The 23,967-nt window shown below is 64.1% G+C and carries 18 protein-coding genes; 12 read left to right on the top strand and 6 right to left on the bottom strand.

Annotation, left to right across the window (positions count from 1 at the left end):
- Positions 1-124: 124 nt before the first annotated feature.
- From ACTEK7_RS15350 to ACTEK7_RS15360, 3 genes are all read right to left on the bottom strand, one after another.
- The gene (locus ACTEK7_RS15350) at positions 125-2,341 is read right to left on the bottom strand and encodes an acetate--CoA ligase family protein (protein WP_225148594.1); all 2,217 of its coding nucleotides are present in this window, start codon (positions 2,339-2,341) and stop codon (positions 125-127) included.
- A 134-nt stretch (positions 2,342-2,475) separates the two neighbouring features.
- Positions 2,476-3,045 (bottom strand): class GN sortase, encoded by a 570-nt coding sequence (locus ACTEK7_RS15355; RefSeq protein WP_225148593.1) that lies wholly within the window; start codon positions 3,043-3,045, stop codon positions 2,476-2,478.
- A gap of 180 nt (positions 3,046-3,225) precedes the next feature.
- Positions 3,226-5,487, bottom strand: coding sequence for a marine proteobacterial sortase target protein (locus tag ACTEK7_RS15360; RefSeq protein WP_225148592.1), 2,262 nt, complete (start codon positions 5,485-5,487; stop codon positions 3,226-3,228).
- Between the two features lie 186 nt (positions 5,488-5,673).
- Between ACTEK7_RS15360 and ACTEK7_RS15365 the strand changes: the two genes are divergently transcribed.
- The 9 genes from ACTEK7_RS15365 (at position 5,674) to ACTEK7_RS15405 (ending at position 16,479) form a co-directional block, all read left to right on the top strand.
- On the top strand, positions 5,674-6,444 hold the full coding sequence (locus ACTEK7_RS15365; RefSeq protein WP_057025963.1) for a helix-turn-helix domain-containing protein: 771 nt from the start codon (positions 5,674-5,676) through the stop codon (positions 6,442-6,444).
- Between the two features lie 129 nt (positions 6,445-6,573).
- A complete protein-coding gene (locus ACTEK7_RS15370) occupies positions 6,574-7,710 on the top strand; it encodes an acyl-CoA dehydrogenase family protein (protein WP_225148619.1) in 1,137 nt (378 codons plus the stop codon).
- 132 nt (positions 7,711-7,842) lie between these two features.
- Positions 7,843-9,006 carry an acyl-CoA dehydrogenase family protein gene (locus ACTEK7_RS15375; protein WP_225148591.1) on the top strand — a complete coding sequence of 388 codons (1,164 nt, stop codon included), beginning with the start codon at positions 7,843-7,845 and terminating at the stop codon, positions 9,004-9,006.
- Positions 9,006-9,662 (top strand): glutathione S-transferase family protein, encoded by a 657-nt coding sequence (locus tag ACTEK7_RS15380; RefSeq protein ID WP_036023890.1) that lies wholly within the window; start codon positions 9,006-9,008, stop codon positions 9,660-9,662. Before ACTEK7_RS15375 ends, ACTEK7_RS15380 begins: the two co-directional genes overlap by 1 nt.
- Positions 9,663-9,847: 185 nt before the next feature.
- On the top strand, positions 9,848-10,648 hold the full coding sequence (locus ACTEK7_RS15385; RefSeq protein ID WP_036023887.1) for a helix-turn-helix transcriptional regulator: 801 nt from the start codon (positions 9,848-9,850) through the stop codon (positions 10,646-10,648).
- A gap of 210 nt (positions 10,649-10,858) precedes the next feature.
- Entirely contained in the window at positions 10,859-11,725 is an 867-nt protein-coding gene (locus ACTEK7_RS15390; protein ID WP_225148590.1) for a beta-keto acid cleavage family enzyme, read from the top strand.
- A 114-nt stretch (positions 11,726-11,839) separates the two neighbouring features.
- A complete protein-coding gene (locus tag ACTEK7_RS15395) occupies positions 11,840-13,456 on the top strand; it encodes an acyl-CoA carboxylase subunit beta (protein WP_225148589.1) in 1,617 nt (538 codons plus the stop codon).
- Positions 13,453-15,429: an acetyl/propionyl/methylcrotonyl-CoA carboxylase subunit alpha gene (locus ACTEK7_RS15400; RefSeq protein ID WP_225148588.1), complete on the top strand. Its 1,977-nt coding sequence runs from the start codon at positions 13,453-13,455 to the stop codon at positions 15,427-15,429. Before ACTEK7_RS15395 ends, ACTEK7_RS15400 begins: the two co-directional genes overlap by 4 nt.
- A gap of 222 nt (positions 15,430-15,651) precedes the next feature.
- The gene (locus ACTEK7_RS15405; RefSeq protein WP_225148587.1) at positions 15,652-16,479 is read left to right on the top strand and encodes a hypothetical protein; all 828 of its coding nucleotides are present in this window, start codon (positions 15,652-15,654) and stop codon (positions 16,477-16,479) included.
- Between the two features lie 105 nt (positions 16,480-16,584).
- Here the strand turns inward: ACTEK7_RS15405 and ACTEK7_RS15410 are convergent, their stop codons facing one another.
- Both ACTEK7_RS15410 and ACTEK7_RS15415 read right to left on the bottom strand, forming a co-directional pair.
- The gene (locus ACTEK7_RS15410) at positions 16,585-17,559 is read right to left on the bottom strand and encodes an ABC transporter substrate-binding protein (protein ID WP_225148586.1); all 975 of its coding nucleotides are present in this window, start codon (positions 17,557-17,559) and stop codon (positions 16,585-16,587) included.
- A gap of 496 nt (positions 17,560-18,055) precedes the next feature.
- Entirely contained in the window at positions 18,056-19,057 is a 1,002-nt protein-coding gene (locus ACTEK7_RS15415) for an ABC transporter substrate binding protein (RefSeq protein ID WP_081492914.1), read from the bottom strand.
- Positions 19,058-19,653: 596 nt separating this feature from the next.
- Here ACTEK7_RS15415 and ACTEK7_RS15420 point away from each other — a divergent pair.
- Positions 19,654-19,887 (top strand): hypothetical protein, encoded by a 234-nt coding sequence (locus ACTEK7_RS15420; RefSeq protein ID WP_306469161.1) that lies wholly within the window; start codon positions 19,654-19,656, stop codon positions 19,885-19,887.
- A gap of 813 nt (positions 19,888-20,700) precedes the next feature.
- Here ACTEK7_RS15420 and ACTEK7_RS15425 read toward each other — a convergent pair.
- Positions 20,701-21,072, bottom strand: a complete 372-nt coding sequence (locus ACTEK7_RS15425; protein WP_036002168.1) for an SPW repeat protein — start codon at positions 21,070-21,072, stop codon at positions 20,701-20,703.
- Between the two features lie 538 nt (positions 21,073-21,610).
- Here ACTEK7_RS15425 and ACTEK7_RS15430 point away from each other — a divergent pair.
- Positions 21,611-21,892 carry a hypothetical protein gene (locus ACTEK7_RS15430; RefSeq protein ID WP_225123755.1) on the top strand — a complete coding sequence of 94 codons (282 nt, stop codon included), beginning with the start codon at positions 21,611-21,613 and terminating at the stop codon, positions 21,890-21,892.
- 227 nt (positions 21,893-22,119) lie between these two features.
- Positions 22,120-23,961: an ATP-dependent zinc metalloprotease FtsH gene (gene ftsH / locus ACTEK7_RS15435; RefSeq protein WP_225148585.1), complete on the top strand. Its 1,842-nt coding sequence runs from the start codon at positions 22,120-22,122 to the stop codon at positions 23,959-23,961.
- Positions 23,962-23,967: the final 6 nt, after the last annotated feature.

Below are 23,967 nucleotides of genomic sequence, written 5' to 3' on the forward strand. Positions count from 1 at the left end.
GGAAGGAGCCCGCGATGTTACGTAGGGCGGGTTAGCGAAGCGTAACCCGCCACGATCTCTCGTACGCCTGGGGATGAATTGGTGGATTACGCTGCGCTAATCCACCCTACGGCACGGCGCGACGTCAATGCCCGGCCGCCCGCTTTGCCGCAGCATTGTTCAGCACGATCAGGGCATCGACGGCCACGCCCGTCCTGGTGTTGATCAGGAACGGGTTGATGTCGATCGAGGCGATGCGATCGCCCGCATCCGCGATCAGGTTGGACAGCCCGACCAGCGCCTTCACCGCCGAGGCCTCGTGCAAGACCGGCCTGCCGCGATAGCCGCGCATCTTGACGCCGGCCTTGGTGCGGCCGATCAGGAGCCGTGCCTCGCTCTCATCCAGCGGCGCGCCGGCGAGCGCGACGTCCTTCATCAGCTCGATATCGATGCCGCCGGTGCCGAACAGCACGACCGGCCCCATCTCTGCATCGAGCGAGGCGCCGACGACGAGCTCGAGCTCGGCCTTGACTTGCTGTGCGATCAGGATGCCGTCGAGCTTCGGCTTGCCCTTGAGCTTCGCCACCCGCGCGGTGATGTCGGCGAACGCCTTCTTTACCTCGGCTGCGCTGTTGAGGTTCAGCACCACGCCGCCGATGTCGGACTTATGCAGGATCTCCGCACTGACGAGTTTTGCCACGACCGGAAAACCGATCTGCTTGGCAATCTTGACGGCGTCCGCCGCAGTCTGCGCGATCGCCTCCTTCGAGATCGGGATGCCATAGGCCTTGAGCAGCTTCTTCGAGGCGACCTCGTCGAGCGCAGCACCGGTCGCCGATTTCAACGTCTTCTCCAGCACGGCGCGGGCGGCGGGTTTCGAGCTCGAGACGATATCGGGCACCTCCTTGCGCAGCTTCGCATAGGCGAGCAGCGACTTGATCGCGGTCACCGCGCGGTCCATGCCCTGCATGACCGCGAGATGCGGCAGCGACTTCCGCAAGCCCTTGGTGTATTCGGTGAAGCCGATCGACATCGCACTGATGTAGATCACCGGCTTGCCCGCCTGGCTCGCCATCTCGTTGACGATACGCAAATTGCGCTCGCGCAGCTCGTGCGGCGCCTTCGGCAGCTCGGCATCGACGATGACGATGTCGATATCGGGGTCGTCGATCATCAGCTTGATCGACTTCATGTAGACGGAGGGATCGACCACTGCGGCGAAGCCGGCATCGAGCGGATTGCCGACGATCGAGCCGGGGCCGAGCATCTTCGCCAGCTCCGCGCTGACATGCGGGCTCAGCGGCGTGAAATTCAGGCCTGCGGCATAGAATGCGTCGATCAGCATGCCGCGCTTGCCGCCGGACAGCGTCACAGCGGCGAGCCGGTCGCCTTTCGGAACGGCCGCGTGCACGAAGCACTCGGTGGTCTCGATCAGCTCGTCGAGGCCGCCGACCCGGATCACCCCTTCGCGCGTCGCGATCGCGTCGAACGTCTCGATCGAGCCGGCGAGTGCGCCGGTATGGGCCATCGCCGCGGCGCGGCCGCCTTCGGAGGCGCCGAGCTTGAGCGCGATCACGGGCTTGCTCGCCGCGCGTGCCGCCTTGCAGGCATCGCGGAACGCCTTGGTGTTGCGCACGCCTTCGAGGTAGACGACGATCACCTTGATGCTCGGATCCTCGGCGAAGTAGCGCATCAGATCCGGCGTCTCGAGCCCGGCCTCGTTGCCCGTGGTCACCATGTAGCCGACGCCGACACCCCGGTCTTCCAGCGTCTGGCGGATCGCCATGACGATCGCGCCGGATTGGCCGGCGATCGCCACCGCGCCCTGTTCCATGGTGACGATGCGATCGTCGATATTGGTGAAGAGCTTTTCGCCAGCGCTCAAATTGCCGAGGCAGTTCGGACCCGTGACCGCGAGCCCCGTCTCGCGCACCGCAGCGTGCAATTCGGCAGCGAGCTTCTGGCTTTCGTCATCCTGCAGCTCGCTGAAGCCGGAGGTGACGATGGTGGCCGACCGCGCGCCGGCTGCGGCGGCGTCGCGGATCACCTGCACGGCAAAGCGCGCAGGCACCAGCACCAGGACGTGATCGGGCTTCTCCGGAAGACTCGCAAAATCCTTGTAGCAGGGAGCGCCCCAGACGGTATCGCGCTTGGCGTTGACCGGATAGAGCCCGCCTTCGAAACCATATTTGATCAGATTGTTCCAGATGCGCTCGGCATAATTGCCGGGCTTGTCGGTCGCGCCCACCAGCACGATGTTGTGCGGGTGCAGCATTGCGTGGATGCCCTTGACGATGTCGCTGGCATCGGGCGGCGGAGACCATGGACGTGATGCGGGCGCAGCAGACACACGGGCTTCCATGGCGTGACCTCACCTGTTGTTCTTATTGGTGTCGCGTCACTCTGTTCTATGGCGAGTCCTTTGGCAACTGTGTGGCTGGTATGCCGTGTGGTGGAATGAAGCGCGCACCGGTGCGTGTCAGTCCGATCGGCGATCTAGCCGTCGGCGCCAATCAATGTCGCATGCACGATGTAGCGCTCGGGGCCGGATGTGACGGCATCGAATGGCCAGCAGGTCGCGAGAACAAGCTCGAAACCCTGTGCCATGGGATCGATGCCGGATGCATCGAAGCGAACCACGGCCGAGGAATCCGCGCGATAGCGAAAGTGTCGACCGTCACTGCGCGTGACATCGATGACGTCGCCAATGGCAACATCCTTCAGGAAGCGGAAATGAGTGTCGCGATGGGCGGCATAGACGGCGATCCCGCGTTCGCCCGCATCAGCCGTGTGCTGGATATGACCGGGCCCGAAAGCGAGCGCTTGTCCGCTCGTGCCTTCCAGCACGATGGCGCTGGCACCGATCCGCTTCACCTCGATCCGCGCGACCGGCCAGGTGTCGGCCCAGGACCAGGGCTTTACCGCCTGTCCCGTGGCAATGCTCCGGTCGAAGGCGCGCTCCAGCAGCACCTGCGCCAGCCACGCCTTGGCATGGATATAGGCGCCGTCGCCGAACAGGAAGAGGCCGACAAGCGCGAGGACCGGCGGAGAGATGAAGCGGGGCATTGTGTTTCGTCTCTCGTCATTGCGAGCGAAGCGAAGCAATCCAGACTGTCTCCGCGGCGGCAGTCTGGATTGCTTCGTCGCTTCGCTCCTCGCAATGACAGTGAAAAAAGGCGCGCGCGGCCGTTTGGAGGGGACGGGCAGCCGCGCGCGCTAACAGAGGAGTTCGGGGGAGCTCCTCTCTCAAGCGGCGTCGGTGAGCAAGGTCCGACGCCGGTTGAACACGAACAGGATCAGGGCGAGCACGATCAGGATGAAGCCTGCGATCATCTTCAGCTCGGCCGAGGTCGCGGTCTTGGGCAGGCGGATCGCATCGGGCGCAGCAGGCATAGGCCGTCGCGTTGCCGGCTGATTGCGCGCATCGGCATGGCGCTCGTGCAGCTGCGTTGGCGTCAGATGCGGCCGCTCGCCGAACACCTTCTCGAAATCCCAGCCCGCGGGCAGGTTGATCGGCAGCTCGCTGAGCTTGAGCGGTTCGCCTTCGGGACGGCTTGGCGTCTTGTCGACCGCGACGAGGCTGGTCAGCCGAGTGACGATCTGATGGTCGAGCGCCAGCGCCAGGATCGCCTTGTCAGCTTCCTCCGGCGTCATCTCGCGCAGGGTGCGCGCGACCTCCGCATCGGCGATCTTCCGCCTGGCCCAGAGCTTCGACAGGCCCTTGCCTTCGGCTGCGTTTTGCAGCGGCAGCGTCACCGACCATGGGCGGCCGCCGACGCGGCCCTTGATCTCGAGCGAGCCTGCGAGCTTGTCGAGCCTCGCCGCCAGCACCAGGGGCTCGTCGCGATAGACGTCGGGAATGATCGCGGGGCTGACGTCGGCATTGGCCTCGGAAAACCTTGCGGTGAGGCCGGTCACGGCCGGATTCTCCAGCTTGGCGAACAGGCCGCGCATGCGCTCCTCCACCTGCTCGGTGGAGCCGATATGGGTGAAGGCGCCGCGGCCGAGCTCGGCGGCACGGGTCATCAGATAGGTGTTGGGCGCCGACCCGATGCCGACCATGAACACGCGCGAGCGGCCGCGCATCGTCGTGATCGCATCGAACAATTGCTGCTCGTTGCCGATCGCGCCGTCGGTCAGGAACACGACCTGGCGGACCATGCCGGTGTCGAGCCTGTCGGCCAGTGCCGCGCGCATCGCCGGCACCATCTCGGTGCCGCCGCGCGCCTGCAAGGCGCCGACGAAGGAGGTCGCCTCGCCGATATGGGCGGCATCGGCCGGCACGGCGGCCGGAAACAGCATGTCCATGGTGTCGTCGAAGCGGATCACGTTGAAGCGGTCATTCGGCTGCAGGCGTCCGAGGGCGTAAAGCAGGCTCGCCTTGGCCTGCACGATGGACGTGCCGCCCATCGAGCCGGAATTGTCGATCACGAACACGACCTCGCGGGGCAGCGGCTTCTGCGTCGCCTGCTCGGCGCTCGGCGGGGTGACGAAGGCGAGCAGGTAATCGGCATCGCCGATGTGCTCGCGGAACAGTCCGACCGATGGCGCTGTCTCGGCAGCCGGCTTCCAGGTCAGCTCGAAATCACGGTCGGCGGGCACGGCACCGTCGGCGAGCGTCACCACGCGCGTCATGTTATCAGGGCTTTCCGTCTTGACGTTGTGATGGTGGCTCTTGACCTCGCCGAGCGCAAAGCCGGCCTGCAGGCGCACAATGATGCTGGTCGGATTGAGCGGCGCATGTTTGGCGGGATCCAGCACAGGGGGCGAGATGCGCTCGCGATCCGGCACCGGGTCCAACGACGTCGCGCCCCAGCCCGAGCCGTCCTTGCGGAAATCGACGCTCTGGATGATCGGTGCGGGATTGTAGCGCGGCCCGACCACGAGCGGCAGGCGCAACGAATATTCGTTGCCGACTTGATGCACCGGCTCCTGGTACTCGATCTGCACCAGCACGGTTTCGCCGGGACCGATATTGGCGACCGAGTTGGTGAAGATGTTCGGCCGCTCCTGCTCGGTGAGCGCGGCCTTCTGGCCGGCGCGGCGCGCCTCCTCGTAGATCACGCGCGCTTGCTGCCGTTCCTTGATGTCGCCGATGATGACGCGGTCGCCGACCACCATCTTCAGTGTGTCGACGGCGCCGCCGGCCGCGAGCGGATAGACGTAGGTGGCCTCGACCCAATCCTTGGTCGGGTTGCGAAATGCTTGCGTGACGCGGGCGCGCAAGGTCGGGCCCGACACGGTAATGTCGATATCGGTCCCGAGGCGAATCGCCTCCGTGGTAGTGCCGTCCTCTTTCAGTAGCAGGCTGCCCGACCGTGCTTCGCCGGGCTGGAGCAGGCTGGCCTGTTCGGTCGTCGCCGACCAGCTCGCCCCGAAACTCACCAGCAGGGCCAGGAAGGCGACCAGCATCACGGCGATGCCCTGCGCCAGAAGGAACAGTCCGACCTTGATGAGGCGGCTCAACAGCGGGTGGTCGTCGCCGTCGGCCGTGTCGTAGGCGTTCATTTGGCTTGCTCCGAAGCATGTTTGCTGGTCCTCAGCATCCGCCGGCGGGGCGGGATTTCGCGAGCAGAATGATCGGCAATGTTCCGCCGCGGCCGGCCCAGGCTCGCTTGAGCCGGGGCGGTCATGTGCGGTTTTGTGCTGGTTTGTCCGCCCTGCTAGAGTGACCGGCCTGGAGCGGGGCTGACGATGCAGATGCAGGACAAACTCACGGACAAGCAGCTTTCGGACGAGCAGAGCCGCGAGATCGCCGAGACCATTCGCGAGGAGCTCGCCCGGCGCCGGATGTCGCGGCAGGCGCTGGCCGAGCAAGCCAAGCTCAGCCTGTCGACGCTGGAGAAGGTGCTCGGCGGCCGGCGGCCGTTCACGCTGGCGACGACAGTCCGGCTGGAGCAGGCGCTCGGCGTTTCCTTGCGCAAAAATGTCGTCGCGGCGGCGCCTCCCGCCGCAAACGACGTCGCGCCCGACAGCCTCGGCTCCTATGCCCATCGCGCGGTGACCTGGCTCGAGGACGTCTACATCACCCTGCGGCCGTCGTTCGGCGACAAGGATGCGATCTTCGCCTATCGCACCGAGATCGCCTGGGAGCCGAAGCTCTCGTCGCTGGTCTTCCGCGAGGGCGATCGGACCGATGCCGCCTACGAGCATACCGGCGAGGTCGCCGTTCCGCATCAGTCCGGCTTCATCTACCTCGTCATCATCAAGCACGGCCAGCACCGCGTGATCACGGTGTCGCGGCCGACGGTATCAGGCGAGATGTACGGCATCATCTCGACGCTGCGCGCCGGGCCCGGCTCGCAGCTCACGCCGATCGCCGCGCCGATCGCCTATGTGCCGCTCAGGAATATCCCAAAACCTTCCTTGGGCCGGGTTGCGCCCGAGGATCCCAACCACGCCTTGTATCGAAAGCACTTGCGCCGCACGGTGGAAGAGCCGTTTGCGCTGTTCTTGACGTTGTGACAGCAATCCGCTGGGGGTGCGTTGCTGGCTTGTTCGAAGCGTTCGCGCCGATCAGCCACTCCGCGCAAGTGAACGGCGCAGGTTACAGCCATGGTGGCCGGGACGAATCCGGTCGAGGCAAGTCTCGCGATGAAGAGCCCGTTCTATACCGCCGAGCACGACGCGTTCCGCGACGCGATGCGGCGGTTCGTCGAGAAGGAGATCGCGCCCTTCGCCCATGAATGGGACGAAGCGGGCGAATTCCCGCGCACGCTCTACCGCAAGGCGGCCGAAATTGGCCTCTTGGGACTTGGATTCCCGGAAGAATATGGCGGCATCGCCGCCGACCAGTTCATGAAGATCGTGGCGAGCCAGGAGCTTGCGCGCGCCGGCGCAGGCGGCGTCAGCGCCAGCCTGATGAGCCATACGATCGGCTCGCCGCCGATCGCGCGGGCCGCACGCGCCGAGGTGAAGGCGCGCGTGCTGCCGCAGGTGCTGGCCGGCGAGAAGATCTCCGCACTGGCGATCACCGAGCCGGGCGGCGGCTCCGACGTTGCCAACCTGAGCACGCGCGCGCGGCGCGACGGCGATCACTACGTCGTCAGCGGGGAGAAGACTTTCATCACCTCAGGGATGCGTGCCGACTACCTGACGGTTGCGGTGCGGACCGGCGGCGAGGGCGCCGGCGGCGTCAGCCTGCTCCTGATCGACGGCGATACGCCCGGACTGTCGCGCACCAAGCTGAAGAAGATGGGCTGGTGGGCCTCCGATACCGCGACGCTGTATTTCGATGCATGCCGCGTGCCCGCCGCGAACCTGATCGGCGAGGAGGGCCAAGGCTTCAAGATCATCATGCAGAACTTCAACAGCGAGCGCATGGGCATGGCCGCGAGCTGCACCGCCTTTGCGCGGGTCTGCCTCGACGAGGCCATCGCCTACGCAAAGGAGCGCAAGACCTTCGGCAAGCCGCTCGCGCAGCACCAGGTCATCCGCCACAAGATCGTCGACATGGCGCAGAAGGTGGCGGCATCGCAAGCGATGCTGGAGATGCTGGCCTGGCGGCTCGAGCAGGGCGAGAGCCCGGTCGCCGAAATCTGCATGATGAAGAACCAGGCGACGCAGACCATGGCTTTTTGCGCCTCGGAAGCCGTGCAGATCTTCGGCGGCGCCGGCTTCATGCGCGGCATCAAGGCCGAACGCATCTATCGCGAGGTCAAGGTCAACGCCATCGGCGGCGGCACCGAGGAGATCATGAAGGATCTGGCCTCGCGGCAGATGGGTCTTTGAACGCTCTCTCCTCGCGTCATTCCGGGGCGCGAGCGAAGCGGAGCGATCCCGGAATCCATAACCACAAGCGGAGGTTATGGATTCCGGGCCCGCGCCAAGGGGCGCGTCCCGGAATGACGAGGCTGAGAGAGAATGTTATTCACCGCCGACCACGACGACATCCGCCGCTCGCTACAAAGATTCATCGCCAACGAGATCAATCCGCACGTCGACGCATGGGAGAAAGCCGACATCTTCCCGGCGCACGAGTTGTTCAAGAAAATGGGCAGCCTCGGCTTCCTCGGTCTGAACAAGCCAGTCGAATTCGGCGGCTCCGGCCTCGACTATTCCTACGCGCTGATGATGGCGGAGGAGCTGGGCGCCATCACCTGCGGCGGCGTGCCGATGGCGATCGGAGTGCAGACCGATATGGCAACGCCCGCACTGGCGCGGTTCGGCTCGGATGAGGTGCGGCGCGAATTCCTGGCGCCCTCGATCTCGGGCGATTACGTCGCCTGCATCGGCGTCTCCGAGCCCGGTGCGGGGTCGGACGTCGCCTCGATCAAGACCCAGGCGCGCTCTGACGGCGACGATTACGTCATCAATGGCGGCAAGATGTGGATCACCAACGGCACCCAGGCCGACTGGATCTGCCTGCTCGCCAACACCGGCGACGGCCCCGTTCACCGCAACAAGTCGCTGATCTGCGTGCCCATGAAGGCCAAGGGTGTCACTGTCGCGCGAAAACTCGACAAGATGGGGATGCGCTCCTCCGACACCGCGCAAATCTTCTTCGACAATGTCCGCGTGCCCAAGCGCAACCGGATCGGCGAGGAAGGCCAGGGTTTTACCTACCAGATGATCCAGTTCCAGGAGGAGCGCTTGTGGGGCGCGGCCGCCTGCCTCAAGGCGCACGAATACATCATCGACCAGACCATCGAATACACCCGCAACCGCAAAGCCTTCGGCAAGTCCATCCTCGACAACCAGGTCGTGCACTTCAAGCTCGCGGAGATGCAGACCGAGGTCGAGCTCCTGCGCGCGCTGATCTATCGCGCCGGCGAGCAGCTGGTCGCCGGCGAGGATGTGACGCGGCTCGCGACCATGGCCAAGCTGAAGGCCGGGCGGCTCGGCCGCGAGCTCACCGACGCCTGCTTGCAATACTGGGGCGGAATGGGCTTTACCAACGAGACGCCGGTCAGCCGCGCCTATCGCGACAGCCGCCTGACCTCGATCGGCGGCGGCGCCGACGAGGTCATGCTGATGGTGCTGTGCAAGATGATGGGCACGTTGCCCGGCAGCAAAGGAAACGCCTGATGATCACGCTGTATCATTGCGACGCCGCGCGCTCGTTCCGTCCGCTCTGGATGCTGGAGGAGATGGGGCTGCCCTATGAATTGAAGATGCTGCCGTTCCCGCCGCGCGTCTTCGCCAAGGACTATCTCGCGCTCAACCCGCTCGGCACCATCCCCTTCATGATCGACGGCGAGACCAGGATGACGGAATCCTCCGGCATCTGCCATTACCTCGGCATCACATACGGCCCGACGCCCTTGATGGTCGGCCCTGAAGATCCCGCCTACGGCACGTTCCTGAACTGGATGTACTTCAGCGACGCCACGTTAACCTTCCCGCAAACGCTGGTGCTGAGATACACCCAGCTCGAGCCGGAGGAGCGCCGCAACCCGCAGGTCGCCACCGATTACGCGAAATGGTTTCTGGGGAGACTGCGCGCCGTCGAGGCAGCGACCGCGAATGCCGAAACATTGTGCGCTGGCCGCTTCACCGCCGCCGACATCGTCATCGGTTACGCGCTTCGGCTCGCGAGCAATATCGGGCTTGCCAAGGATTTCGGGCCAAACGTCGCAGCCTATTGGTCGCGTCTGCAGCAGCGCGAGGGTTTCAAGCGCGCGGTTGCTGCGGAGCAAAAGGCCGGGCAAGAGCAGAATGTCGCGCCGAGGGTGAGGGCGTAAGGGAGGCTGTCATTCCGGGGCGCGGAAGCGCGATCCCGGAACCTCGAGATTCCCCGGTTCGCGCTATTGCGCGTCCACGACGCGCCATGTCTTTTGACAGCGCTACCCTACCGTGACAGCGCCCAAATTTCCGCTAAGGTGACCACCGTCCGCAGCGGCCAGAGAGCCGCGCGAGGAGGAACCCAATGGAATATAACGGTCGCGAATCCGACCACCTGATGCTGATCACGCCGGAGCGGGTGTTTTATGCGGGCCTGCTCGGCCGTCCGCGCAAACGGACACCCGGCTGCTGCCATGTCTATGTCGCGGTGAAGGGCAATCTGCACCTGACTATCGACGACGTTCTCGCCACCGGCGAGCTGTTCGTCACCCTGCCGAACCAGCGGCACTCCATCGCCAGCGACTATCGCACCGTCATCAGCGTGACGCTGGAGCCGGAAAGCATGGCGGATGGCGTGATTGAAGCCTTGGCCGCGCGCCTGACCGGACCCGATCAGGCCGCCTATGCCCGCAAGATCCTCGCCGCCTACGCCTTGCTGCGTCAGCGCCGCTATGGCGACATCACCACGGCCGAGTTCGACGAGATGTGCTTTGGCGAGGCGCTGCCGCGCCGCGTGCTGGATCCGCGCGTGATGCGTGCGGTGGCCCGCATCGAGCGCTTCTCCGGTGAGCCGGTGACGGCGGATACCTGCGCCGCTGAAGCTGGCCTCTCGGCCTCGCGCTTCCTGCACCTGTTCAAGGAGGAGACCGGCATCTCGTTCCGCTCCTTCCGCGCCTGGAAGCGCGCGCGGTATCTGCTGCACTTCGCCAACCAGGACCTCAACCTCGCCCATCTGGCGCAGGACATCGGCTATCCCGATTCCACGCATTTCAGCCACTCGATCCGCCGCTTCTACGGATTGAAGCCGCGGGCGATCTTCGTCGGCTCGCGCGATCTTGCGATCTACCGCAGCACCGAGACCGTGCGGATGGCGGAGGCTTCGTAGGGTGGGTTAGCCGATCAGATGCGCGAAGCGCAGCTGCTCGGCGTAACCCACCTCGTCAATTTCCACGGAGGCAGACAGTGGTGGGTTACGCCTTCGGCTAACCCACCCTACGAAAGCTCGTCTTTTCCCAGCTTCTCCGCGCAAGAAGCCGCATGTCGCGCGTCTCATGATCGCAAGCGTTGAATTCTCAACGTGCGAGACATTGAACGCATGAGCGACAAGACCGTCATCACCTGCGCGCTGAATGGCGTGCTCACCGACCCCAAGCAGCACAACGTGCCCGTGACGCCCGAGCAGATGGCGCGCGAGGCCAGGGCTGCGTTCGAGGCCGGCGCGTCCATCATGCACATCCATCTGCGCCAGCAGGCGCCGGGCAAGGGACATCTGCCGTCCTGGGAGGTCGCGGTCAGCAAGGAGATCCAGCAGGCGATCCGCGAAGCCTGCCCGGGCGTGATCATCAACCACACCTCGGGCGTGTCGGGGCCGAATTACTCAGGCGCGCTCGACTGCATCCGCGAGACGAAGCCCGAGATTGCCGCCTGCAATGCCGGCTCGCTGAACTACCTGAAGGTGAAGGCCGACAACAGCTGGGCCTGGCCACCGATGATGTTCGACAATTCGGTCGAGAAGGTGAAGGACTATCTCGACGTCATGAACGCGGCCGGCACCATCCCCGAGTTCGAATGCTTCGACGTCGGTATCGTCCGCTGCGTCGGCATGTACCACCAGGTCGGCATGTACAACGGCCCGCTCGAGTACAATTTCGTGATGGGTGTCGCCTCCGGCATGCCTGCTGATCCCGAACTGCTGCCGATCCTGATCAAGCTGAAGCGCCCCGAGGCGCATTGGCAGGTCACCGCCATCGGCCGCGAGGAGATCTGGCCGCTGCACCAGCGCTGCGCCGAGCTCGGCGGTCATCTGCGCACCGGCCTCGAGGACACCTTCTATCTCGCCGACGGCAAGAAGGTGACGTCGAACGGCCAGCTGATCGAGGCCGTCGCCGCCTGCGCAAGGCGCGCCGGCCGCGAGATCGCGTCACCGGCCGAGGCGCGGAAGATCTTTGGGACGAACAGGTAAGGTATCGCCTCACCCGTCATTGCGAGCGAAGCGAAGCAATCCAGAATCTCTCCGCGGATGCAGTCTGGATTGCTTCGTCGCTTCGCTCCTCGCAATGACGAGCAGGATCAAGTCATGTCCATTCTCGAAAACACCATCTTCCCCGGCAGCGCCGCCTACCAAGCCAACCGCGACGGCATGCTCGGCCTGATCGACCGCATGCGCGCGCTCGAGGAGCGCACGCGCGCCGCGTCCGCCGCGGCCAAGGACCGCTTCCACAAGCGCGGCCAGCTGCTGCCGCGCGAGCGCGTCGCGCTGGTGCTCGATCCCGGCGCGCCCTTCATCGAGCTCTCGACGCTGGCGGGCTACATGTTCGACGTGCCGGATGCGAGCAAGAGCGTGCCGGGCGGCGGCGTCATCGCCGGCATCGGCTTCGTCTCGGGCATCCGCTGCATGGTCAGCGCCAGTGATTCCGGCATCGACGCCGGCGCGCTGCAGCCTTACGGCCTCGACAAGACGCTGCGCGTGCAGGAGCTCGCGCTGGAGAACAAGCTGCCTTACGTGCAGCTGGTCGAAAGCGCCGGCGCCAATCTGCTGCGCTACCGCGTCGAGGATTTCGTTCGCGGCGGCAACATCTTTCGCAACCTGGCGCGGCTGTCGGCGGCGGGCCTGCCGGTCGTCACCGTCACGCACGGCTCCTCCACCGCGGGCGGCGCCTATCAGACCGGCCTCTCCGACTACATCGTCATGGTCCGCGGCCGCACCCGCGCCTTCCTCGCCGGGCCCCCGCTGCTGAAAGCCGCGACCGGCGAGATCGCGACCGAGGAAGAGCTCGGCGGCGCCGAGATGCATACGCAGATCTCCGGCCTCGGCGATTACCTCGCCGAGGACGATCGCGACGCATTGCGCATCGCGCGCGAGATCATGGCGGCGCTGCATTGGGAGCGGCCGGGCAAAGCGTCGGCGCAGTTCAAGCCGCCGCGCTATGACCAGGACGAGCTGCTCGGCATCATGCCGATGGACCACAAGCGCCCGGTCGACATGAAACAGGTGATCGCGCGCATCGTCGACGATTCCGATTTCACCGAGATGGCACCGAGTTACGGCCCGGCCACCGTCTGCGGCCATGCCCGCATCGAGGGCCAGGCCATCGGCATCATCACCAACAACGGCCCGCTCGATCCCGCCGGCGCCAACAAGGCGACGCATTTCATCCAGGCCTGCTGCCAGACCCGCACGCCGATCCTCTATCTCAACAACACCACCGGCTACATGGTAGGCAAGGCCTATGAGGAGGCCGGCATGATCAAGCACGGCTCCAAGATGATCCAGGCGGTGACCTCGGCGACGGTGCCGCAGATCACCATCTATTGCGGCGCCTCGTTCGGTGCCGGCAATTACGGCATGTGCGGTCGCGGCTTCCATCCGCGCTTCTGCTTCTCCTGGCCCAATGCCAAGACCGCGGTGATGGGCGGCGAGCAGGCCGCCGAGACCATGGCGATCGTGACCGAGGCCGCTGCCGCGCGCCGCGGCAAGCCGATCGAGAAGGACAAGCTCGACGCCATGAAGGCGCAAATCATCGGCGTGTTCGACGGCCAGATGGATGTGTTCTCGACCAGCGCCCGCGTGCTCGACGACGGCGTGATCGATCCGCGCGACACCCGCGCGGTGCTATCGGAGGTGCTCGCGATCTGCCGCGAGGGCGATGCGCGCACGCCCCAGCGCATGCAGTTTTCGGTAGCCCGCCCATGAGGAACGGATCAGTGCAGCACCGGCCGTTCTTCAAGGTCCTGGTGGCAAACCGCGGCGAGATCGCACTGCGCGTGATGCGCAGCGCGCGAAAACTCGGCCTCGGTGTCGTCGCGGTCTATTCCGATGCGGATCGCGATGCGCTCCATGTGCGCGAGGCCGACCAGGCCGTGCGCATCGGCGAAGCCTTGCCGGCGCAATCCTATCTCAACATTCCCGCGATCATCGAAGCGGCCAAGGCCAGCGGCGCGGATGCCGTTCACCCCGGCTATGGCTTTCTCGCCGAGAACGAGGCGTTTGCGCGCGCCTGCAAGGATGCCGGCCTCGTCTTCATCGGCCCGTCGCCGCAGGCGATCGAGGCGATGGGCAACAAGGCAGGCGCCAAGGAGATCATGAAGAAGGCCGGCGTGCCCATCGTGCCCGGCTACCAGGGTGCTGAGCAAGGCGACGAGGTCATGTTCGCCGAAGCCGGGAAGATCGGCTTTCCCGTGATGATCAAGGCGGTCGCCGGCGGCGGCGGCCGCGGCATGCGGCTCGTCACTGACGCGGCATCCTTCCCCGAAGCCCTGCGCAGCGCGCGGTCGGAAGCGAAAGCCGCGTTCGGCGATGCGGCCGTCATCCTCGAGCGGGCGATCCAGAACCCGCGCCACATCGAGATCCAGGTGTTCGGCGACAGCCACGGCAATGCCATCCATCTCGGCGAGCGCGATTGCTCGGTACAGCGGCGACATCAGAAGCTGATCGAGGAGGCGCCGTCGCCCGCCGTCACGCCGGAGCTTCGCGCGAAGATGGGCGAGGTCGCGGTGTCAGCGGTGAAGGCGCTGCGCTATGAAGGCGCCGGCACGCTGGAATTCCTGCTCGATCAGAGCGGCGCGTTCTACTTCATGGAGATGAACACGCGGCTGCAGGTCGAGCATCCCGTCACCGAGGCGATCACCGGGCTCGATCTCGTCGAGCTGCAGCTGCGCGTCGCGCGCGGCGAGCCGCTGCTGATCAAGCAGCAGGACATCAGGTTCTCCGGCCACGCCATCGAGGTGCGGCTGTGCTCGGAAGATGCCGCGCAGGATTTCATGCCGCAGTCCGGCCGCATGGCACGCTGGCAGGTGCCTGAGGGCATCCGCGTCGAGCACGCGTTGCAACCGGGCTCGGAGATTCCGCCGTTCTACGATTCCATGATCGCCAAGCTGATCAGCCATGGCGCCAATCGCGAGGAGGCGAGGGGACGGCTGATCGTTGGCCTCGAGCAGCTTACGGCCTTTGGCGTGACGACCAATCAGGCGTTCCTGTTATCGTGCCTGCGTCATCCCGGCTTTGCCAAGGGTGAGGCGACGACGGCTTTCATCGGCGCCCATCGCAACGAGCTGCTTGCGCCGCGTGCGGACGCGGCATTCAAGATCGCGCTGGCAGGCCTGCTGCTCTACGTCACCAATCCGCGCGCGCCGTCGTGGCAGGGCGGGCGGAGTCTATCGGCAACGTTTCCGCTCCCGGCGAAAATCGACATCGGCGGCGATGCGCACGAGCTCGACATCACGCGCGAACGCGACGGCAGCTACACGGTCATTGCTGACGGCTGCCAGGAGAAGTTCGACATCGACCAGCTCGATTCCGACGCCGTCCGCTTCCGCCACGCCGGCGTGATGGACAGCGCAAAATTCCTGCGCGATGGCGATCGGCTCTATCTGCAGCATCGCGGCATCCCGCTCGCGGTGAATGATCTCACGCTAGCCGCACCGCAGGCCGCCGCAAGCAATGGCGGTGACGGCAAGGTCCGCGCCGCCATGAACGGCCGCGTGGTCGCCGTCCTGGTCAAGCCCGGCGACCGCGTCACCGCCGGCCAGCCGGTGCTGACGCTGGAAGCGATGAAGATGGAGCACGTCCACAAGGCCGGCATCAACGGCGTGGTCAGCGCGATCGACGTCGCCGAAGGCGAGCAGGTCACGACGGGCCGCATCGTCGCGGAGATCGGGGCGGGTTAGCGCCACAAACGCGGTCTCGTAGGGTGGGCAGGCACGCAGCGCCGTGCCCACGAATGTCGATCATAAGCGGAATGGTGGGCATGCTTCGCTTTGGCCACCCTACGGCTGTGGCGGCCGCTCACGTTCAAAAAACAAAGTAATTTCAAGATCTTGCTTGTTGCGCAAATCTCGCGGCAATTTCGCATTGAACATAGTTCATTTTCAAGCTACCAATATTGAACGATGTTCAATATCTGGAGCTATTTCATGCTGCGCGCGCGCGACCAAGCTCAACCGGCCAATGCACTGGTCCCGCCAGTCGTTCGCCGACTCTCGTACGCCCCCCTTCAAACCGGCGAGAAATATCTTATCGGTGCGCTCCTCGTCCTGACGCTCACCGCGCTTCTGGCGCCCACGATGCCCGCCGCCGCCTGGCACATCCCGCATTTCGTCGATAGCCGCACCTTCCTCGGCGTGCCCAATGCCGGCGACGTGCTGAGCAATCTCGCCTTCCTCGCGATGGGCGTCTGGGGCTCGGAACGGCTGCGTGCCCGCCACGATGCGCCGGTGGGTGCGAACTGGTTCCTCGTCGGCCTGATCCTCACGTGCCTCGGCTCGGGCTTCTATCATCTCGACCCCGACGTGCCGCAACGGCTCATCGCCGATCGTCTCGGCATGGCGGTCGCGTTCGCGGGCTTTCTGGGCATCGCGGCCAGCGAGCGCATCAGCACGCGCGCAGGCGAAGCGGTGCTGGTGCTGACGATGATCGCGGGCCTGTTGGCGGCCTGGGTGGCACGCGAGAATCTCACGCCCTGGGTGGTCGTGCAGTTCGGCGGCATGGCGCTGGCCGTGGGCCTCGCGTTCACACGCCCGCGACCCGGCGCGCTTGGCGTGCCGCTCGGCGGCGTGATCGTCTTCTATGTGCTGGCCAAGCTGTTCGAACTCGGCGACGTGACCGTGTTCGAAGCGACCGGCCACATGGTCTCGGGCCATACGCTCAAACATCTCGCCGCCGCGCTCGCGGCCTGGCCGGTGATCCGGGCACTGGGGTCTAGGCCGTGTACGCATTAAGCGGCTGGCCGTCGACTGATGTCCGCTTAAGCCCCAACACCAGCAAAGAAGCAGCAATCTTCCAATGTAGCTGAAGGGCCACATGCGGACTCATGCAGCGCAGCATCATTCAATCACCTCGTCAGCCGTCGCGAGTAGCGCGGTTGGAATATTCAGACCGAGAGCTCGAGCAGTCTTAAGATTGATCACCAATCGGAAGCGTTCCGGCTGCTGGATCGGGAGTTCGGCCGCTTTCGCGCCCCGCAGCAGTTTTGCAACATAGCCGGCGGAGCGGCGATTGAGGTCAATGATGTCAGGGCCATACGCGAGAAGGCCACCTTCGACCGCTTCTTCACGCCAGTGATACACCGCCGGAATGCGGTTTTGCGCGGCGAGCTCGATGATCTTGCGCCGGTTGGCGAACCCGATGGGGTCCACAAGCACGAGCAGGCCCTGAATATCCTTCGAAGCTATGGTCTGGAAAGCAGGGCCTATGTCCTCCACCGAGCGTTTGAGCACCGGAAGTATCTCGACCTGCCGGTCCGCGGCGGTTTTCTGGAAGTCGGCCATCAGCCGTGCATGATATTGGTTGTCGGGGTCGAGGAGCACCGCGAACCGCGACGCCAGTGGCAGTAACTCCAACAGAAGCCCGAAATTCTTGCCGCTGCTTGCGACCCCGGTCAGTCCCGTCACGTTTCCACCCGGCCGCGCAAGACTTGCCGCAAGGCCGACACCGACCGCGTCTGCGGTGGCAGTCACGATGGGGATCGTGCCGGTGACTGCCCTGGCGGCAATTGCCTCGGGCGTGCTGGACGCCACAATCACCTCGACTTCGAGAGCCACCAGCTCGGCGGCAAATCTCGCCAGTTGTTCCCGGTCATTCTTCCAGAACCGGCGCTCGATGATGATGTTCGCGCCCTCCACATATCCCATCTCGCGGAGTCCGCGATCGAAGGCTTCGATACGTTGGTGCGGAACTGACGCCAGGAAACCGATGCGAGGCATCTTCTTCATGAGTTGATGGGCGGGCTGCGCGATCAAGCTGCGCGGCCAAACGGCACCGATGGCCCCGATCAGTGCAATGAACTCCCGCCGCTGCATGTACCCTCCAAGGACCACGCCTGGGGATGACTACATTAGCATTTTGCCATGGGACCGTGTGATCGACGGAGGTATGCCGGATTGAGATGGGCCGTTTGGGTTGAATAAGTCGAAAATAACGTCACAGCAAGAACCTCGCTGAATTAGGTCAGAGCGAGTGATGAAGTTCTCGCCTTCAACCCAACTATGCTCTCGGAGCTTTCGCAGAAAAGCATCGAGCGTGCGTTGTACCAACTCCCGGCTCGGAGCACTTAGATAAACAATTCGATAGACACGTTCCTTTTGCCGGGCGCGCGCGGCAACTGGCCAAATTGCGGCCAGTCCGCCGAGGGTCGACATGAAATCGCGTCGCCTCATGACTAGCGCCTCCAAACAGCGGAGCATTATGGGGCGCAATCAGGACCGAGGATAGGGTAAATGAGTCCGCAATGGGTCGAATGCAGACGGTCGCGGTCGCGCGGCAAGGTCGCTACGGGCCGACATCGGGCGTAGAGCCTTATTCGATCACCTCGTCCGCACGGGCGAGCAGTGATGGCGGGATTTCGATGCCTAAGGATCGCGCGGTTGCTGAGTTGAGAACCAAACTGAACTCCGTGGGCTGCTGAATGGGCAAATCCTCCGGCCGAGCACCTCCCAAGATTCGTGCGGCGTAGATGCCGGCTTTTTCAAAGTTTGCGACAAGGCTCGGCCCGTAGCTCATCAGGCCACCGGCCGCCGGAAATTCGCGGAATTCATAGGACGCCGGAAGCGAATGACGATCGGCCAATGCGACAAGTTGCGCACGCAGGTTGAAAAATATCGCATCGTTGCTGACGAGGACCGCACCGACTTGGGCGCTAACAAGCTGCCTGAAAGCTGGCTCTAATTCATCCTGGTTGCGCGCCTTGGCTACTTTCAAGGTCCGCCCGGTCGAACGGGCAACTTCGTCAATTTCCTGAAGCAAGTCTTGATTGTCAGGGTTCACCAAAAATCCGACGGTAGCCTTTTGCTGGAGCAGCTCCTGGATCAGTTCGAGGCGCTTTAGGACAAGCCTCGCTGTCATCATAGATATGCCCGTGGCGTTGCCCCCGGGGTGAGCGAAGCTCTTTGCCAGTCCGAGCTTCACGGGGTCTGACGCGATTACGAATACGATCGGAATGGTTGAAGTTACTTTCCTTGCGGCGAGCGCAACCACATTGCCCCCTCCGATGATCAGCGCTGGATTGAAATGCAAGAGCTCCTGAGCGAGCTCCGGAAGCCTACTGTGGTTTCCTCGTGCCCACCTACGTTCTATCGTAACGTTTTTGCCAACTACGAAACCCCTCTCCGCGAGACCTCTTTCGAATGCTGCGTCATAGGGACTCGCAATGTCAGGGGAACCCACGGACAACACACCGATAACAGCTACCGCTGAACGTTGCGCGCTCGCCGTCAGCGGCCACAGAGGTGCCGCGCCGACAAGAAGCGTGATGAACTCCCGCCGTCTCATGTGCGCTCCTAAGCTCTCTGGTGACGGCATCGTAGCCGTTCAGGCGAGCTCATTGAAAGTGGCCAAGGTCAAAAGTGTTGCATCCGCGAACCGCCGCAGACTTCTGTCTCCCCAGCTCCACGAAGCGAGAAGCATTTGTTCCCGCTCCTAGAATTGCAATATGGCAAGCCAATTTGCGACAGCATTACTGCTACACATTCGCTGGGATTGCTGACCATGTCATTGTTTAAGGAGATCAGAGACCCTGACGATGCTCACGTTCCGGCGTCAGGCACGTGCAACCGCAAGAATGAGTTTCGACCCGGGCGGTTGAGGGGTTGGAGTGCAGGCTCAGACTTCTGCTACGGGTCAAAAGCGGTGCTCGGAGGGCGAGGTCCCAATGGTCGGCTGAGGGCCACAAGCGGACATCAACGGGACGATGCAAGAGCACATGGCGGATTTTCGGTTGCCATGATCCGGCCCCGCGCTGGGGAGCACGGAGCGTACAGAACGCTGGCTTGAGGTTGAGGCAATTGGTCCAATCTTCTGATCCATCTTGAAACAAGATCAAGCCTCTCTAAGTCTCACGCCGGAGGGCTCCTCCGACCTCTTTTGGAAAGGATTGCTTGTAACCGTCGAGGACGACGATGATGACTCTGGAAGAAAAGCTCGCCCGCTTGCGCACCCACCGCAATAGCATTCACCGCTACCACCGGCTGCTCAAGACCCGCCTTTCCGATCTGGAGCGCGAGTACATCGAAAGCCGTCTCTCCGAGGAACGGGCGGCGCTGGTAAGCCTCGCGCGCACGCCGTTCCCCATTCCTTTTAAAATGCCGCCGCCAGAGCAGCAGCCGCAGACCTTCAAGCCTGAGGTGACCTGAGCTTGCCGTGGGCATCAGGAGGTCGCTCCCGTGCGACAGCGGCCCATCAACGGCGTCGAGCCGGAAAGAACCGAGGATGACATTACGCGTGAGCTGCTCGGCCCCAGGGGCGTTCCGGGCGGTCCCGATCCCGCCCGCATGGTCCCGCAGGTCGAGAAGAACACGCCAAAGCACATAAGGTGGAGAAACCCCGAGCTCCCGCGATGAACCGAGCGCCAGAAACCGGAACCTTGTTGATCTGGTCAAGGGCAGAGAGGCGGAACGGGTAGTGGCAAATCACCGTTGCTCCGAATTGCGGGGCGCCTTTGATTGCGGTGCAATGATGCAAGACGCTCAGAAGTACATCAACATTGCCGCTCTAGTCGCGCTCGCTGGTTGGCTTGGTCTCTGTTTCAAGATGGGCTGGTACTGATGGGGCGGCTTACGCCCGGAGTAGACCACATCGGCCCCAGCCTGGAGGTTTTTCCGGATCGAAAAACGAGCTGGGACCGAGAGGTCTGCCGTTGGATGGCAAACGCAGCTTGGTCCCAAAAATCATGCCCCGTGGCATTCAAATTTGGGAATCCGACGCAAACGGAATGCCCGATGAACCTAGCCCCGGAGCAAGGCCTTTCCATCGGCACTTTCGGAATTTGGCGCCGGGAGTAAGCCGTCCAGCAAGGCTAGCTCGAGCTGCGGCACTTACGGCTGACCCAAGGCCGACTGCGCTGAGTAGCTGCCGGCCCCAGGTCCTCACCGAATTTCGTCCGCGTCGGCTGGACAGGTTTTTCCGATAACGGCGAAGCTATGCCACGAGCCAAACGATCCAGCTTCTCAGCTACCGGTGGTCAGCCGCGGCGGGTTGCGGGACATAATCCAGAGCTCGATCGCTGCCAAGATTGCGACCGCCGCGCCGATGATCACATGCACGGTCATCGCGGTGGTTCCCTGGAAGCCCAATACCCAGGGCGATACCAGTGCCCACAAGCCGACGACGAGGTTCAGCCACTCCTCCCACACCGCGAACGCCGCCAGCGCCGCGACCGCAAGGATCGCGATGGCGATACCGGTGATAACGGCGTTCTGAGAGACCGTCCCCGCATCGAAACCGAATATCCAGGGCGAAACGAACAGTATCGCGCCGAGGATCAGGTTCGCAACGTCACAAAACTTTGCGTTCGTCCAATTCCCTTCCCAATTCTGCATGGCACCCTCCATTGGAGGTTTCGATGCCAAATCAACCGCGTAATCGCCGAGCCGGTTTCCATCGCGGCCCGCGGCATAATGGCAACGGAGAGGCGGACCCGCCGCGCCGGTGCTGTCCTAGGCTGTGTGCTCATTAAGCAGCTGACCGCCTGCGGTCCCAACCTTAACAGCGGCGGGAAAGCGGACGGCTCCGGAGGTCGCTGAAGGGTCAAAAATGCGAAGAACTCAGGTTGAGCAAATCTGGACCGCTCTGCCGCGATAAGCAGACCTCTGTGAGACGCAGCGCAACTTCGCAGATGGACCAAAGCCTGAATTTACGAACTTAGTCACTATTGGCACGCGCCAGCAGGGACGTTCGAAGCCCTTCTTCGATTGACACGATCTGACTGTTCTCTCCACTTGGCCAATTGTCGGTTAGAGGCTTGAAGTCGTCGCCGCCCATCCTAAGTTCAGACGCTGCCGGCTGTGTCCGGCAAAACGAAACTCATGCGAAGGATTGAGAAGCCCGCTTGCGCGGGCATAAGTCGAGGGAAGTCACATGAGAAAGCTTGCTCTTGCAATCGCCGCGGCAGCAACGCTCCTCATCGGAACCGTTGCGCCGGCCTCGGCCCATTGGCGGGGCCATCATCATCATTGGGGCGGTCCGGGCATCGGTCCGGCCGTCGCGCTCGGCCTGTTCACCGGAGCGCTCGCCGCCGCGGCTGCACCTCCGGTCTATTATGCGCCGGTCTATGGTCCGCCGCGATACTATTATGGCCCCCGCTATTATCGGACCGTCCGGTATTATCCGGCGGCATATCCTTACTGGTATCCCTGGTGAGCTGATGCAAAGGCCCGGCCTGCAACCGGGCCTTATCGCTGCCCGGCATCTCGATCGCCTGCGTACGGCGCTGCCGAGCTCGCGTTTGGGATGACTGGAACCGATTGCAGCAGGAGAAGTTCTGTCGTGAACATGCAGGTCCGGAGGCGCACCGGGCCCGAGCGAGCGCGCCAAATGCGCCTCGACGCTAGCCCGGCCCGCGTAACACGATCGGATCTGGCCTCCCCATGAACAAGAATGCCCGTTTCAATATCGGATACGCCATCGCCGCAATTTTCGCGGTCTTCCTGATTCAGTATCTGATCTCGGCGGCGAACCAGATCGCAGTGATCCCCTACAGCGAATATCAGCAATTGCTGCGCCAGGGGAAAGTCGAGACGGTCGGCATCTCCGACCGCACCTTGCAGGGCACGCTGAAGGAGCCGCTGTCCGGCGGCCAGAAGCAATTCGTCACCACGCGCGTCGACCAGGACGTCGCCCAGGAGCTCGAGAAGCACAACGTCCGTTTCACCGGGCAGATCGAGAGCACGTTTCTGCGCGACCTGTTGTCCTGGGTGATGCCGGTTCTGCTGTTCTTCGGCGTCTGGTGGTACATCGGCCGCCGCATGGCCGAGGGCGGCGGGATCGGCGGCGGGCTGATGGCTATCGGCAAGAGCAAGGCCAAGGTCTACGTTGAATCCAACACCGGCGTCACGTTTGCCGACGTCGCCGGCGTGGACGAGGCCAAGGACGAGCTGCGCGAGGTTGTCGATTTCCTGAAGAACCCGACCGACTATGGTCGCCTCGGCGGCCGCATGCCGAAAGGCGTGCTGCTGGTGGGGCCGCCGGGCACGGGCAAGACCTTGCTCGCCAAGGCCGTGGCCGGCGAGGCCAGAGTGCCGTTCTTCTCGATCTCCGGCTCGGAGTTCGTCGAGATGTTCGTCGGCGTCGGTGCGGCGCGGGTGCGGGACCTGTTCCAGCAGGCGCACGAAAAGGCGCCGGCCATCATCTTCATCGACGAGCTCGATGCGCTGGGCCGCGCCCGCGGCATCGGCCCGTTCGCCGGCGGCCATGATGAAAAGGAGCAGACACTCAACCAGCTGCTGGTCGAGCTCGACGGCTTCGATTCGCGCTCCGGGCTCGTCATCCTCGCCGCCACCAACCGGCCCGAAATCCTCGATCCCGCCCTGCTCCGCGCCGGCCGCTTCGACCGGCAGGTGCTGGTCGACCGCCCCGACAAGAGGGGCCGCATCGAGATCCTCAATGTGCACATGAAGAAGGTGCGCCTCGCCGACAATGTCGATGCAGACGCCGTTGCCGCGCTCACCCCTGGTTTCACGGGAGCGGACCTCGCCAATCTCGTCAACGAGGCCGCGCTGCTGGCGACGCGCCGCGCCGCCGAGGCGGTGACCATGAGCGATTTCAACAATGCGGTCGAGCGCATGATCGCAGGCCTGGAAAAGCGCAACCGCCTGCTCAACCCCAGGGAACGCGAGATCGTCGCCTATCACGAGATGGGGCACGCCCTCGTCGCGCTCTCACTGCCGGGGACCGATCCCGTGCACAAGGTCTCGATCATCCCGCGCGGCGTCGGCGCGCTCGGCTACACCATCCAGCGGCCGATCGAGGACCGCTTCCTGATGACCAAGGAGGAGCTGGAAAACAAGATGGCGGTGCTGCTCGGCGGCCGCGCCGCGGAGCTTATCGTGTTCGGGCACTTGTCGACCGGTGCGGCGGACGACCTGCGCCGCGTCACCGATATCGCCCGCAGCATGGTGACGCGCTACGGCATGTCGGAGCGTCTCGGCAGCGTCTCCTATGAGCGCGATCCCGGCAACTTCCTGGCCGGCCCTGACCGCCCCTATCCGACGCGCGAGCGCGACTATGCCGAGGAGACCGCGGCCGCGGTCGACCACGAGGTGAAAACCATCGTCGACCAGGTGTTCCAGCGCACCCAGGGCATCCTGACCACGCGGCGGCCGATCCTGGACCGCGCCGCAAGGAAGCTGCTCGAGAAGGAGACGCTGGAGCAGAGCGACATCGATGCGCTGATCCGGGAAATGCCCAAGGAAGGGCTGCGGGCGATCTAGGGCCAC

This window comes from Bradyrhizobium sp. JHI2711 (assembly GCF_056156565.1).

What these genes read in the sequence shown, in the direction of transcription:
- ACTEK7_RS15350 (WP_225148594.1), bottom strand. Translation starts at nt 2,341, where the DNA reads ATGGAAGCCCGTGTGTCTGCTGCGCCCGCATCACGTCCATGGTCTCCG.
- ACTEK7_RS15355 (WP_225148593.1), bottom strand. Translation starts at nt 3,045, where the DNA reads ATGCCCCGCTTCATCTCTCCGCCGGTCCTCGCGCTTGTCGGCCTCTTC.
- ACTEK7_RS15360 (WP_225148592.1), bottom strand. Translation starts at nt 5,487, where the DNA reads ATGAACGCCTACGACACGGCCGACGGCGACGACCACCCGCTGTTGAGC.
- ACTEK7_RS15365 (WP_057025963.1), top strand. Translation starts at nt 5,674, where the DNA reads ATGCAGATGCAGGACAAACTCACGGACAAGCAGCTTTCGGACGAGCAG.
- ACTEK7_RS15370 (WP_225148619.1), top strand. Translation starts at nt 6,574, where the DNA reads ATGAAGAGCCCGTTCTATACCGCCGAGCACGACGCGTTCCGCGACGCG.
- ACTEK7_RS15375 (WP_225148591.1), top strand. Translation starts at nt 7,843, where the DNA reads ATGTTATTCACCGCCGACCACGACGACATCCGCCGCTCGCTACAAAGA.
- ACTEK7_RS15380 (WP_036023890.1), top strand. Translation starts at nt 9,006, where the DNA reads ATGATCACGCTGTATCATTGCGACGCCGCGCGCTCGTTCCGTCCGCTC.
- ACTEK7_RS15385 (WP_036023887.1), top strand. Translation starts at nt 9,848, where the DNA reads ATGGAATATAACGGTCGCGAATCCGACCACCTGATGCTGATCACGCCG.
- ACTEK7_RS15390 (WP_225148590.1), top strand. Translation starts at nt 10,859, where the DNA reads ATGAGCGACAAGACCGTCATCACCTGCGCGCTGAATGGCGTGCTCACC.
- ACTEK7_RS15395 (WP_225148589.1), top strand. Translation starts at nt 11,840, where the DNA reads ATGTCCATTCTCGAAAACACCATCTTCCCCGGCAGCGCCGCCTACCAA.
- ACTEK7_RS15400 (WP_225148588.1), top strand. Translation starts at nt 13,453, where the DNA reads ATGAGGAACGGATCAGTGCAGCACCGGCCGTTCTTCAAGGTCCTGGTG.
- ACTEK7_RS15405 (WP_225148587.1), top strand. Translation starts at nt 15,652, where the DNA reads ATGTTCAATATCTGGAGCTATTTCATGCTGCGCGCGCGCGACCAAGCT.
- ACTEK7_RS15410 (WP_225148586.1), bottom strand. Translation starts at nt 17,559, where the DNA reads ATGCAGCGGCGGGAGTTCATTGCACTGATCGGGGCCATCGGTGCCGTT.
- ACTEK7_RS15415 (WP_081492914.1), bottom strand. Translation starts at nt 19,057, where the DNA reads ATGCCGTCACCAGAGAGCTTAGGAGCGCACATGAGACGGCGGGAGTTC.
- ACTEK7_RS15420 (WP_306469161.1), top strand. Translation starts at nt 19,654, where the DNA reads ATGATGACTCTGGAAGAAAAGCTCGCCCGCTTGCGCACCCACCGCAAT.
- ACTEK7_RS15425 (WP_036002168.1), bottom strand. Translation starts at nt 21,072, where the DNA reads ATGCAGAATTGGGAAGGGAATTGGACGAACGCAAAGTTTTGTGACGTT.
- ACTEK7_RS15430 (WP_225123755.1), top strand. Translation starts at nt 21,611, where the DNA reads ATGAGAAAGCTTGCTCTTGCAATCGCCGCGGCAGCAACGCTCCTCATC.
- ftsH (WP_225148585.1), top strand. Translation starts at nt 22,120, where the DNA reads ATGAACAAGAATGCCCGTTTCAATATCGGATACGCCATCGCCGCAATT.